Below are 12,187 nucleotides of genomic sequence, written 5' to 3'. Positions count from 1 at the left end.
AGTGTAAGATTTACTTACAGTGTTTCACCTTTAAAGGAGTGAGCGATCGTGGACCATATTAGTAATCATTTTTTATGTTTAGCAATAGCCATCCCATCCTCAATAGATATAGGGGAAGGTAATCCTGTGACCATAGATAGACTAGCTTCTATTCTGTGCTGCACTCCTCGTAACGTAAAGTTTATTCTGCGAAAACTTGAAGAGCAGGGTTTTATACACTGGCAGCCTGGAAGAGGGCGTGGAAATATCTCGCAGCTAACTTTTCTACGAACGATTGAAGAGGTGCTGGAGGACAGCTTTCAGGAACTGGTTAATAAGGGGAAGCTTAAGGAAGCTATAGAGTTATTAAGTCGTGGCCAGGTTAGCGACACATTAAAGGAACGGTTATTAATGGTGTTAAATAAGCAGATGGGCTTCCGTAGTGAAACGGAGTCGACATCAGGCTTGGATGTGTTACGAATTACACGAAACCGGCATATGGAAGTGCTGGATCCAGCTTATGTATATACCGCGTTTGAATCCTATTTACTCGGACAAATTTATAGCACATTAGTTACCTATGATGCGGCAAGTGATACCTTTCTCCCCGGATTGGCTCATATGTGGGAAACCAATGAAGACAGCACAAGTTATATTTTTTATCTCCGTAAAGGTGTACGTTTCCATCATGGTAAGATTATGACTTCAAGAGATGTCAAAGAAACCTTTCAGCGACTTATAGATTTGAACAGTCCGGCGTTGAGCTTGTACAAAGATATTGAGCGAGTAGAGATAGAAGGAGATCACAGAATCAGGTTTGAGCTGTCTCGTCCGAATCTCTTTTTTCTCCATATGTTCAGTTGTATTCATATGTCGATTCTTCCTCATGACGTAGATCTTGTAAAAGAAGTGAGTGGAACAGGGCCCTATCGTTTACTAGATCTTAATGAAGATGTGCTAGTTCTCGCGGCATTTGACTATTATTACGGTATACGCCCGCTACTAGATCGTGTGGAAATCTGGTATTTGCCAGAACAAGCTTCAAATGAACGATTGTATGAACTCCCTGAATCTGCTCAGGAAGGTTTATTACCTAATATCATCTGTAACCACAGTATTGACTACCCTGCCTTGGGATGCCGATATCTCTTGTTCAATTTCCATAAAGACGGAATTCATCAACACCAACTATTCCGGCAGGCTATACGAATCCTTTACAGCCGAGAAGCCTTAATTAAGGAGTTAGGAGGGAACCGTAGTACCCCTGCTGATAGCTTTTTACCTTGGGAGAGCAGTAAGAGAAGTATTATTGAGCCTACCCTGGAACACGCGAGAGAGCTTCTAGTGGCAAGTGGATACCAGGGGGAGACCTTAAGATTAGCTACAAAAGATAAAAAAGAAGAGCGGGAAGAAGCCCTGTGGCTTCAAGCACGAGCTGCTTCAGTAGGACTGCATATTGAGCTGTATTTATTCAACGAGTTTAACTCTGCAGATATAAAGAACACTGCCGAAATCCTCCTTGCTGAAGAGGTTCTTGAAGATGATTGGCAGTGGGGAATGGTTAACTACTTTAATAATAAACTTAATTATCTTTTTTCTCTGCTGAGAGATGAACAGATCTTGTTATTCTCAGATGTACTTACCGATTTCACGCAATCCCCAAAGGAAGAGAGAATCAAGCTGCTGGATCAGGCAGAAGGTGTGCTTAGGGACAACTATTGGGTGTTATATGGTTGTCATATGAATAAAAAAGCGCAGCTAAATCAAAGCTTGTTTGGACTTCACACCAGTTCATTCGGATTTCTGGATATCTCAAAACTATGGATCAAAACTACTAGTCTTTAAGGAGAGTTACCTAAATATGCTTGTACAGGAATGTTTTCTTTTGCTATACTTTCCAGGGAGGCTGTATCGATAAATTATCGAATGGTGCTCTAATAGGTTTTAATAAAAATGAATATTAATTAACTTGTAGCCATGGAGGTGAACTCGTTGGATTTTGCTCAGATCCGTAAGGACCGAGACAAAAGAACGGTCGGTACTTGACTCTTTTTTTGCCTTTCGGACCTGTTTAGCAGATAGCTAAAAGGTCTTTTTGTTTGTTTAAATTAAGGGAAAAGAAGGGGAGACTATTATGCGTTTTCTTATCGTGGGTGCAGGAGCTATAGGTGGATATTTCGGAGGTCGTCTAGTTCAAAAAGGAGAAGATGTTACATTTCTCGTCCGAAATGCCAAACAGATTCAGTTAGAAGCGGACGGTTTGATTGTAAAAAGTGTTCATGGGGATTTTCAGACTTCTGTACGAACGATTTCTAATAGGGAAGAAGCAGAGCTTTTCGACTGCATTATTATAGCGGTCAAGGCATACCATTTGCCTCAGGTGATGAATGACATTGAACCCTACGTCGGTGAACATACACTGATCCTCCCGCTCCTCAATGGTTATGATCAATTTAGCATTTTGCAGAAGCGTTTTGGCCCAGAACATGTACTGGGTGGTCTTTGTTATATAGAAACAACTCTAGATTCAGCAGGTACTATCGTTCATAGCAGTTCGTTTCATAGTATTGTGTTTGGTGAATGGGCAGGCGGTGAGTCAGAACGAACAAGATTGCTGCTGAGTCATTTGGATCATGCTGGCTTCACTGTATCATTAAGTTCTGCCATTCAGCGCGAAGTGTGGCAGAAATATATATTTGTAGCTAGTCTAAGTGGGATTACCACTTTAATGGATAGCTCTGTTGGGCCTATTTTTGCTTCCCCAAAAGCACGTGCAATCTATGAGCAGCTTCTTCAAGAGATTGTTAGCTTGGCTCAGAATGCTGGAATGCCTGTGGGACCGGAAAATATAGCTTCCACGATGGGAAAGATGCTTTCTGTGTTACCTGAATTTACTTCATCCATGCATCGGGATATGCATAAGCTACTACCTGTAGAAGCGGACCATCTGCATGGGGCACTTCTGGCTATGGCTGTTCCAGGTCAAGGCGCGTATCCGGTTCTCGAAACCGTGTATGCCCGTTTGAAAGTATACGAAAGCGTTAATGATATGAACTGATCTACTTTAAATCACAATAAGGAGCTGGACAATGATGAAGGAAACGAATCAAAAGATCATGACTTTTCTAATGTTCGAGGGTAAGGCAGAAGAAGCTATGAATTTCTATACGTCCTTGTTTGATGATTCCGAAGTTATTAGCATTAAGCGCTATGGAGCGAACGAAACAGGACCTGAAGGGAGTGTAATGCAGGCCTCCTTTTCTTTACATGGACAAGTATTTATGTGTATAGATAGTTATGTTCAGCACGGCTTTACCTTTACTCCAGCGATATCCTTATATGTGAATTGTGAGGGTGAAGCTGAAATTGATCGGGTCTACGAATCATTAGCACAAGGTGGACAGGTCCTAATGCCTCTTGGAAGCTATCCGTTTAGTCCGAAATTTGGCTGGGTAGCGGATCGTTTTGGTGTGACCTGGCAATTAAATCTTCTATAAGTAGTATCATACTATTGTTCTGTAACCTCCATTATAATGAGCATAGCTATTATAATGGAGGTTTTGAGATATCCATCATTAATCCGTATCAGGTATGTCCGGTGTTTGAGAGTGAGTGTTTAATCTATAGATTGGTTCAAGAGGAAGACGCAGAGGACCTACTAGAATGTTATTCTGACGCTGCTTCTATCCCGCTCTTCAATAGCGATAACTGTACTAACGATTTTAACTTTCAAATGATAGAAGAGATGAGTGGCTGTATACGATTCTGGCTGGATGAATATGCAGGGCATAGTTACGTTCGATTTAGTATTGTAGAGAAAGATAGTGATAAGGCTGTTGGCACTATTGAATTTTTTGCGAGAAATGAGAGTGTTGAAGGGGTAGGAGTGATTGGTGTTCTAAGGCTTGATCTGATCTCGAGATTGGAGAATGAAGGGGTTCTTACAGAGATCCTCTCTATGATTGAGAAGGAGTTCTATGATTGTTTTGGGGTTGATGCGATGATTACCAAGGCCATTCCTGCCGCTAAGCAAAGAATTACTGCACTATTAAATAGTGGTTATTCAAAAATTGAGGGCAATGCACTGGTGTCTTTCTACGACTATTATATGATTTCGAGAGTTTCTGGTTAAGAGGTATAATCGCAAGCTACATAAATGATTAGAGGAGGTGAACCTAATAGGGTTTACATCCTCTTTTTTTGAAAATATAAGAAACGGATTTAATTACATTGCTGAACAATAGTTGTGCCCTTATTAGTAATCGTGACAGTTGAATAACCAGATAGATACTCTGTATAACCGCATACAGTTTCTTGGGTGGATCGTCCTTTTGCGTCAGTATACTTTAGGTATATAGAACCTTCACCACTTAAGCTCAGTGTAGGCTTAAACTTTTTCGTTTGTCCTTTCCTGATGGGACTTATAAATAATTCCTTGGAATCCGTAAGGACTAAACCTATTTCAATAGAGCTAATATCATTATCCGACTGATTATCTACAGTGAGCAAGAAACTCTTAAATGGAGTTAGGATATTTGATATCGTACCGATCCCTAAAGCTATCACAATACCCACTGAAAATATAGAAATACCTATTAAAAATCGTCTCTTCATCATGCAGTCCCCCTATGTAAGTAAGACAGGGTTCATTCGAATAATGTTACAGTATATAAGAATTAATTATAACTATTCATTAACAAGTGAAATTGGAAGAGATGTGCTACCCTTAATGTATGCCAAAATTTATTTGAAAAGGGGTTTTGTTTTGACAAAATCAACGATTCTTTCATCAGAGGGAATAATGATTCGTCATTTTGAACAAGGGGACATGCCATTACTGGGTGAGTTATATAACTCGGTTACTTCGCGGGGAAATGCTGTTTTTTGGTGGGTTGGTGATGAGGAAAACTGGAAGAATGTGTACTGCGCCTTTGAAAATGGGAAAATGATTGCCAAAGGTCAAGTAGAGATCATAAATATTGTGCCGACTGGGCGTTCAAAGGAAAGCAGACATTCGATCTATTTGAATTTGAAAACAATACCTGAACGAGAAGAAGACTATGATTTATTAGAGAGCATGTATCAAACGCTCCTCTTGAGAGCACTAGAATTAAAGGAAACTTTACCAGCAGAGTATAAAACGACGCTATGTGTGGGGAATAACGCATCGGAGATCGCGAACACGCAGTTTTTTGAAAAAGAAAAGGGCTTCTGTCAGTACAATAGCTTATTTAAAATGAATCATAATCTTAATGATACTTTCTCCGTACCTGAACTAAATGAGAGATTTGAATTTGCAACTTGGATGATGGAGACCCCACAAGAAGAACAACTTTATTTAGAATTGGAAGCAAAGGTTTGGCCAGAAACCCCACTCGGGAAAGAACGACTATCTCAGTTTAAGCAAAATCTGCTTTGGAATTCTTTGGTTGTTCGAGAAGGGGAGAGGGTTGTAGGCAGCTTGATGGTATGGCAAGAAGAGAAAAGTGGGTATATTGAAAATGTTTTTGTACTAGAGCCGTGGAGAAGATTTGGAATTGCTAGGTACATGCTTTCTCAAGCGTTAAGCTATTTCAGAACACATGGACTTGAAGAAGCTTATTTAATGGTGTTAACAGATAATGATTCTGCATTGCATCTTTATGAATCTGTTGGATTCAGTTTATCAAGTGAAGAAAGACGGTATCGTATAGAATTATAGAACTCCTATAGTTTTTGAAGTGGAGGATTACTAAGCAAAGTGTGATTCGTTTTCATCGAGGCTCGATGACAGGATTGCACTTTTTTAGTAATCCGTTCGCCTTGTAATAAATGATGACTGGAACCTCTGAACAATTTTGTTCAGTTATTGTTAGTTACTTGTTTACCCTCGTATTTCTTACACACGTTAACCTTTTCGCCTGAAAGTCCTTTTCCGATATACAAAAGCTTAATACGAGTGCTGCCGCAGATCAGACATGTTCCTCTGCCTCGGGATGGCATACGCCAAAGTGCTTTGCCGCGCTTGTTTTTGGACATAAATAGCCCACCTTTGCGATTGATACCCTATCTTATGAGCGAGGGAACCTTAAAGTTCGGAGAATGAAGCTTATAAATTCCTTTGTAATTGCAGATGAAATAAAGGATAAATAAGGGCAAAAAATGCTCTAAAAAAACAGCGCATAACTTAAATTATACGCTGTTTTAGTTTTAAGACGTTTTTTTGAGGAGAGATCGCCACTTGGACGAGCGAAAAGGAGGGATTTTAAGGATTTTTTTATAAATAACGGATATCTATATCTCTAAATTTACCTGCTGACATTTTTAGCATTCTGAATTGTAATGAGCCTTGTTTATAAGTGCCTCTGCTCTGATCCGGATTGACTGGAATGGGGAGTGGGATGATCTCGCTATGATCTTTTCCAAGACCACTTAATTTGATTTGGGTTCGGTTGATTTGTGCCCATACACTTTCGGGGTGAATACCATTTGGAATACGAATTTTAGTAATTAGATAATTATGTGTGTCCAAATGCTCCACATGCAGACTTGAGGTTTCTTCGGTAAAAGATGAAGAGGTGGCTGCGGTAGCTTCTCTGATTATTTTTTCAACATAACCATCGATCTGGCTTGGATCCAGCTTCCATTGCTCTTCAAGCGACTTTAAGGATAACTTTTTCTTAAAAAAGGGATCTTCGTTCATCCAATCTAAAGGGTTCGATTTATTCGGACTCATGAATGCTGAACCTCCTTCATTTTTTATCCATTGTATGGGCGTATGACTTATTCAGTGACATCTGGGCGGATATCTACATAGAATAGGTTATCATTCCGAAGGGAGGAGTGGTTTGGTGGTTTCAATCATCGGCAACATTAAAATCAACAGCGTGGGCCCTAGTTCCACAGTTTTAGTAGGAAATACGGCATCCGTCATCTTGAGCAGTAACTCCAAAATCTATGCCGGTGCCAACTCCTTCTCGATAGGTGACTCCATAGGTACAAACATTACGAATAATGCAGCCAGCAGTACGAACACGATGGATTCAGATGTGGTGGATCAAGTATCGCCTCCTTAAGGGTGGGTTTACATGAATATTACGGTGTATCAGTGCATATCGGTCAATCATCTGAAAATTGGTACGATCTCTAATTCATCGGTTCTGCAGATCGGCACTTCCGGCCGAATTAATGCCTTGTCTCATAGTTATCAGTCTAGTGACGTTCCAGAATCTCCTCCTGCACCATCACCAGGGGTAAGTGATTCGCCTCTTGTACGTTTGCCTCCGCCAACTGAACTATATACACGCTAGAATTAGGCTCTTATCCTTCGCATACAATAAACCATAGGAGGGGGTTGTATGCACCCGTATTATGTTCAACAAGTCTTTAATACATTAAGATTACAATCAGAAAAGATTCAGCAGCTGGAGAAGCAGCTCCAAGATTTAAAAGGGGATGTGGACAGCATAAAGAATAATAAAGCTGCAAGTATAGGACCTATAAATTATCATTTTGAACAATTAAAAATCGAGAAGCTGGAAGGCACTTTAAATATAGGCATAACACCCAATGAGGGAAATAATCTGGATGAAGCGATCGTCAATGGAAAACCTATCGGTCAGCAAGAGGAAGGGGCACCAACTGCAACCGCCTTATCGGATAAGATTCGTCCGGAAATTCTGAAGTATGTACAAGAGGAAGTTCCTTCTCAATTTTCACGCTTAGAAAAAGAGCAGAACTTAAGTATTGATGAGCAGTATATCCAAATGGTAACCCAGGATCTGCTGAATCAGATGGATGGCCGGATTAACGAGTATGTAAGCCAGCTTCCTGCCGCAGAAGAAGGGCGTAGATACACAGAAGAGGAAAGTACTTCTATTGTTGAGCAAATCAAACGAGATATTGTTACGGCGGTAGAACGGCATTTGGAAATAAACATAACTGGAAGGCGGGAGCCGCATGAAAGTAATCGTGATTAACAGAGAGATAAATGTAAACGCAGTAAAAGTGGTTTCGATATCAGGTTCTTCGGTATTTTTAGTAGGGGATACACAGATGATTAATTGTTCTTCGGCGTTTGAAAGCGTGATAGAGTATGCTTCGGGTGCTTCAGAACAAGTCCAAAAAGGCAGTTAACAAATGCACACCTCACGTATACTAGATGTGTATATCAATAATCTGTCTGACAGTTCGATTTTCATTTGTGGATCTGTAGAGCGGATTCAGTCTAAATTTGTGGGTAGTAAAGAAAATTACCTATATAACATAAAAGAGATTAATAGCAGTAATAGAGAGGCTTCACCCTTAGAGATCCCATTCATGGCATGGGCGAAGCAAGTGAATGAAGATGAAGTTGAGATTTTGAATGATTCCAAGGAATCAACGATTAATATGCAATGTATTAGGATTTTATCGATTGGGTCTGGGACGACCTTCCAGATTGGAAATGGTGGCTCTGTTCATCTGGAGAGTCGAACCAGTGAGTTCAAGCGAGAAATAGCTTCAGAAGATGAGGGGTAATTTGGCATATTTGTTGATACTTATTTTATAAAAATAAATTAGTTCACATAATCATTATTATGTAAACTAATAAAAGGTACTGTCCTATAAGAAAGTACTTTTCACAAATAAGGGAGCTTCGAGCTACGAAAAGGAGGACCATCAAAGGTATTCTGCTATAGAAACAACATTAAACTCATAATTAAAGAAAGCCTGCAAATGTGCAGGCTTTCTTTAATTTGGTGAAAGAACATATTTGTTTAGAAGCCTTCACGAAGCCATGACGTCGCCAGCTTTATGGCGGCTTTTTTGGCATTGGTTTCAGCTAAAGGATTTAGCATCACAAAATCATGTATGATCCCTTGAAAACGAACTGCCGTGACTGTGACTCCAGCTTCACGTAATTTGGCAGCATAAGCCTCACCTTCATCACGTAGAACGTCTGCTTCACCTGTTATGACTAGTGCTTCGGGTAGATCTCGTAACTGATCAACACTAGCTCGAAGCGGGGAGGCTGTGATCTGCTTCCGCTCCTCGGGGTCAGTTGTATATTGATCCCAGAACCATTTCATTCCATCACGCTGCAAGAAATATCCTTCGGCAAACTCATGATAGGATTCGGTATCAAAGGAGGCATCCGTTACCGGATAGAACAAAAGTTGTTTCTCTATCTTTGGGCCACTGCGTTCTTTTGCCATAAGCGTAATGGCGGCTGCCATATTCCCACCGACACTATCACCACCTATGGATAGCTTGCTAGCATCAAGGGCATGATCACTTCCCTGTTCAGCGATCCATTTCAGAACAGCATAGATCTCTTCGATGGCTGTAGGATATTTTGCTTCCGGAGAGAGGCTATAATTTGGAAAAACAATAGCAGCCTCCGCTCCGACTGCTAGTTCACGTATCAGACGGTCATGCGTATGTGCATTGCCAAACACCCAACCTGCACCATGAATGTAAAGGATGACAGGCTGCGGCGCGGAAGAGGAACTAGGAGGGCGAACAATTCTTACAGAAACATCACCGTTAGGTCCACCTGGCACCATTAGATCTTCGATATCTACTTCAGGTTTATATATATCACTGGATTGTACGCTATCTACTGTTTCTCGGCCTTTTTCTGGCCCAAGGTCAGGAAGAAACGGTGGCTTTGAATTAGCATCGGCAAATTTCTGCGCTGCTGGCTCAAGAACAATCTTTGGTTGATTTGGCATGATGTATCGTCTCCTTTGTCTGGTCATAGTATAGTTTACCCTCTTCATTCCATAACCATCTAAGGAGCTGCTGAAACGAAAATGAAATAGAAGCAACCCGTAACTAATCCTGGCAAAGGACGAGTTACGGGTTGCTGATCTTTATAATTTATAATACTTTTCGTTGACCTTCATACCTTTCACGACTTAAATCCTTCTTTCCGGCAACCGCTTGTTTATGTTTGATACGGAAGATCAAAATAAACATCAACGTAATAAGCAACGGATAGCCTATCGCCCAGCCTGTAAAAGGAAACACAGCAGCGGTAGCTAGAAAAGAGATCCAGCTAATCGTTACGCCTAATCTGCTTCCTTTAAGAAGGCGTATCCCCGCGGCACAGCCTCCGATATAAGTCAGGATAAATGTCGCATTTGGAAACTGGATCAAAGTAGTGATAGATATCAATCCGCTGCTGTAGAGTGATATGACCGTTACAAAACAGAGGAGCAGGAAAGCTATCCCTCCGATAGGGGTATGATATGGTTTGGATAGTCTGCCCATCCATTGCGGGGCATAGCCCTGACGTGATAAGGCATAAGCCACTCGCGAAGCGGCACCAGCATAAGCAATAATGGTGGCGGTACAGATGAAGAGACCTGTAAGTCCTGCGATAAATCCTCCCCAGCGTCCAAGAGGCTGGCTGATGATCCAGACAAGTGAAGTACTCGACCCACCTTTAAGGTAGCTTTGTGTGCCAACCGTCGCTAAAGCAGATAAGAAATATAGAACACCTACAATAATAGCAGCGATGGTCACACCTTTAACTGCAGCACGTTGTGGATCTTTGAACTCCTCAGAGAGATGTGAGACAGCTTCCCAACCAATAAAACACCAAAATAGGATCGCTGCAGCCTGTCCAATGCTCATCCAACCGTGTGGGGCGAAGGGAGTGAAGTGTTCAACCTCCATCCGCGGAAGCGCAGTAGCAAACGAGAAGACGAGGACAGCTACAATCGCAATCACTACAGCAATTTGTACCTTTCCCGCCACTTGCATACCAATCCAGTTTGTAATTAGCCCAATGGCCAACATCACCGCAGCAATAGTAATTCTCGCGGGTTCATCCCAGCCCATGGCGGCTGTCATATAACCAGCTCCAGTCAGCGCAGCGACAGGCGCACCAATCGGAACGGACATTAGGAAGAACCAGCCCACTAAAGATCCGGCTTTAGGTCCGAAAGCAAGGGTAACGAAGTGGGACACGCCTCCAGCGTTAGGGAATTTGGCAGAGAGCAGGCCCATCGATAAGGCCATTGGCAAAATCAACAGCGTCATAAATCCCCATGCCAGTAATGAAGCGGGACCAGCCATTTCTGCAGCCAGCCCGGGAACGATTAAGACTCCTGAGCCCAATACAGCACCGATATAAAGAGCTATGGCTTGCGGCATGCCGATGTTTCTTCGTAAAGTGGTTGAACTTGAATCTTTCATAATTTTTTAATCCTGCTTTCATTGTCTTTTGTTATAGAGTAGCAGATAATAGATCCATTGGAAAAACAGATTTTTTGAATAGTATCCATTCGAAATTCCGATGGATAACTATTATTCAGGGGGCATCTATGGAATCACGTCATCTTTTTACCTTTATAGTTGTAGTGGAAACTGGAAGCTTCACCCGTGCTGCACAGAAGCTTGATTATGCACAATCCAGTATTACCGCACAGATCCAAGCGCTAGAGACTGAAATAGGTCAGCCTTTATTTGATCGGATCAGTAAAAAGATTATCCTAACCGATGCAGGCCGCCGTCTGCTTCCATTCGCACAAGAGATCTCCAGAATGCACTCTCTAGCGCAAGATGCTCTTCGCTCCGAGAGTGAGTTAACAGGGTCTTTACGAATTGGCGCACCTGAATCTCTGGCTGCTTTTCGTTTACCAGGCATTATCAAGGAGTTTCGTGTTAAATATCCGAAGGTCCAAATTCTTCTGAAGCCTGGAGCCTGCTGGGAGCTAACAGATCTAGTTCGTTCCGGTGAACTGGATCTGGCTTTCTTACTGCAACCCGAAACGGAAGATAAAGATCTGAATATAGAAACTCTGGTGCATGAACAAATGACCCTGATCGCCCCGCCGGAACACCCTCTAATTAATCTTTCGGAGGTAGAGCCTCTACACCTTAAGGGAGAAACGATACTGCATACGGAAACCGGTTGTAGCTACCGTACTTTGTTCGAGCATCATTTAAACAGCCACGGGGTATTTCCTGACCCTACACTAGAGTTTTGGAGTATCGAGGCAATCAAGCAATGTGTTATGGCCGGTCTAGGCATCGCTTTTATTCCAATGATTACAGTGAACAACGAATTAGCGGAAGGGAAGTTAGCCAGGTTGAATTGGAATGATGAATCCCAGCGGGTTGCAACTCAAATAGCCTATCATCATAAGAAATGGAAATCTCCTGTTCTAACAGAGTTTTTAAAAGCTGTGCAAAAGCATGCTGAAAAATGGAGCAGCTAAGTTTAATTCATATAGCC

Annotated in this window: 16 protein-coding genes; 11 read left to right on the top strand and 5 right to left on the bottom strand. The window is 41.7% G+C overall.

Annotation, left to right across the window (positions count from 1 at the left end):
- Nucleotides 1-48: 48 nt before the first annotated feature.
- From CA600_RS04640 to CA600_RS04625, 4 genes are all read left to right on the top strand, one after another.
- The gene (locus CA600_RS04640; protein ID WP_094869139.1) at nucleotides 49-1,824 is read left to right on the top strand and encodes an ABC transporter substrate-binding protein; all 1,776 of its coding nucleotides are present in this window, start codon (nucleotides 49-51) and stop codon (nucleotides 1,822-1,824) included.
- A 289-nt stretch (nucleotides 1,825-2,113) separates the two neighbouring features.
- Nucleotides 2,114-3,037: a ketopantoate reductase family protein gene (locus CA600_RS04635; protein WP_094869138.1), complete on the top strand. Its 924-nt coding sequence runs from the start codon at nucleotides 2,114-2,116 to the stop codon at nucleotides 3,035-3,037.
- Between the two features lie 34 nt (nucleotides 3,038-3,071).
- Nucleotides 3,072-3,476: a VOC family protein gene (locus CA600_RS04630; RefSeq protein WP_094869180.1), complete on the top strand. Its 405-nt coding sequence runs from the start codon at nucleotides 3,072-3,074 to the stop codon at nucleotides 3,474-3,476.
- Between the two features lie 101 nt (nucleotides 3,477-3,577).
- The gene (locus CA600_RS04625; RefSeq protein WP_179281528.1) at nucleotides 3,578-4,111 is read left to right on the top strand and encodes a GNAT family N-acetyltransferase; all 534 of its coding nucleotides are present in this window, start codon (nucleotides 3,578-3,580) and stop codon (nucleotides 4,109-4,111) included.
- An 89-nt stretch (nucleotides 4,112-4,200) separates the two neighbouring features.
- On the opposite strand, the gene CA600_RS04620 is transcribed toward CA600_RS04625, so the two are convergent.
- Nucleotides 4,201-4,596, bottom strand: coding sequence for a hypothetical protein (locus tag CA600_RS04620; protein WP_179281527.1), 396 nt, complete (start codon nucleotides 4,594-4,596; stop codon nucleotides 4,201-4,203).
- A 148-nt stretch (nucleotides 4,597-4,744) separates the two neighbouring features.
- On the opposite strand from CA600_RS04620, the gene CA600_RS04615 reads away from it, so the two are divergent.
- Nucleotides 4,745-5,680, top strand: coding sequence for a GNAT family N-acetyltransferase (locus CA600_RS04615; RefSeq protein ID WP_306440377.1), 936 nt, complete (start codon nucleotides 4,745-4,747; stop codon nucleotides 5,678-5,680).
- 140 nt (nucleotides 5,681-5,820) lie between these two features.
- On the opposite strand, the gene CA600_RS31120 is transcribed toward CA600_RS04615, so the two are convergent.
- Nucleotides 5,821-5,997 (bottom strand): hypothetical protein, encoded by a 177-nt coding sequence (locus CA600_RS31120; RefSeq protein WP_179281526.1) that lies wholly within the window; start codon nucleotides 5,995-5,997, stop codon nucleotides 5,821-5,823.
- A 238-nt stretch (nucleotides 5,998-6,235) separates the two neighbouring features.
- A complete protein-coding gene (locus CA600_RS04610) occupies nucleotides 6,236-6,694 on the bottom strand; it encodes a hypothetical protein (protein ID WP_094869135.1) in 459 nt (152 codons plus the stop codon).
- Nucleotides 6,695-6,809: 115 nt separating this feature from the next.
- Here CA600_RS04610 and CA600_RS04605 point away from each other — a divergent pair, with 115 nt between their 5' ends.
- From CA600_RS04605 to CA600_RS04590, 5 genes are read left to right on the top strand one after another with little or no spacing between them, the layout of a single operon-like run.
- A complete protein-coding gene (locus CA600_RS04605) occupies nucleotides 6,810-7,034 on the top strand; it encodes a spore germination protein (RefSeq protein WP_036687577.1) in 225 nt (74 codons plus the stop codon).
- Nucleotides 7,035-7,046: 12 nt separating this feature from the next.
- Nucleotides 7,047-7,268, top strand: a complete 222-nt coding sequence (locus CA600_RS04600) for a spore germination protein GerPB (protein ID WP_094869134.1) — start codon at nucleotides 7,047-7,049, stop codon at nucleotides 7,266-7,268.
- 48 nt (nucleotides 7,269-7,316) lie between these two features.
- Nucleotides 7,317-7,937, top strand: coding sequence for a spore germination protein GerPC (gene gerPC, locus CA600_RS04595; protein WP_094869133.1), 621 nt, complete (start codon nucleotides 7,317-7,319; stop codon nucleotides 7,935-7,937).
- A complete protein-coding gene (locus tag CA600_RS30810) occupies nucleotides 7,918-8,094 on the top strand; it encodes a spore gernimation protein GerPD (RefSeq protein ID WP_143812096.1) in 177 nt (58 codons plus the stop codon). The genes gerPC and CA600_RS30810 overlap by 20 nt, the downstream gene beginning before the upstream one ends.
- Nucleotides 8,095-8,097: 3 nt before the next feature.
- Nucleotides 8,098-8,478 carry a hypothetical protein gene (locus tag CA600_RS04590; protein WP_094869132.1) on the top strand — a complete coding sequence of 127 codons (381 nt, stop codon included), beginning with the start codon at nucleotides 8,098-8,100 and terminating at the stop codon, nucleotides 8,476-8,478.
- Nucleotides 8,479-8,717: 239 nt separating this feature from the next.
- Here CA600_RS04590 and CA600_RS04585 read toward each other — a convergent pair whose 3' ends face one another.
- Both CA600_RS04585 and CA600_RS04580 read right to left on the bottom strand, forming a co-directional pair.
- A complete protein-coding gene (locus CA600_RS04585) occupies nucleotides 8,718-9,674 on the bottom strand; it encodes an alpha/beta hydrolase (protein WP_094869131.1) in 957 nt (318 codons plus the stop codon).
- 148 nt (nucleotides 9,675-9,822) lie between these two features.
- Complete coding sequence (locus tag CA600_RS04580) at nucleotides 9,823-11,145, bottom strand: APC family permease (RefSeq protein WP_094869130.1); 1,323 nt, start codon at nucleotides 11,143-11,145, stop codon at nucleotides 9,823-9,825.
- A gap of 128 nt (nucleotides 11,146-11,273) precedes the next feature.
- On the opposite strand from CA600_RS04580, the gene CA600_RS04575 reads away from it, so the two are divergent.
- Nucleotides 11,274-12,170: a LysR family transcriptional regulator gene (locus CA600_RS04575; protein ID WP_094869129.1), complete on the top strand. Its 897-nt coding sequence runs from the start codon at nucleotides 11,274-11,276 to the stop codon at nucleotides 12,168-12,170.
- Nucleotides 12,171-12,187 lie beyond the last annotated feature (17 nt).

Source organism: Paenibacillus sp. VTT E-133280 (assembly GCF_002264385.1).
Lineage (GTDB): Bacteria > Bacillota > Bacilli > Paenibacillales > Paenibacillaceae > Paenibacillus_AQ > Paenibacillus_AQ nitricinens.
The sequence above is the reverse complement of the archived record's forward strand: the minus strand, read 5'-3'. Positions and strand labels throughout refer to the sequence as shown.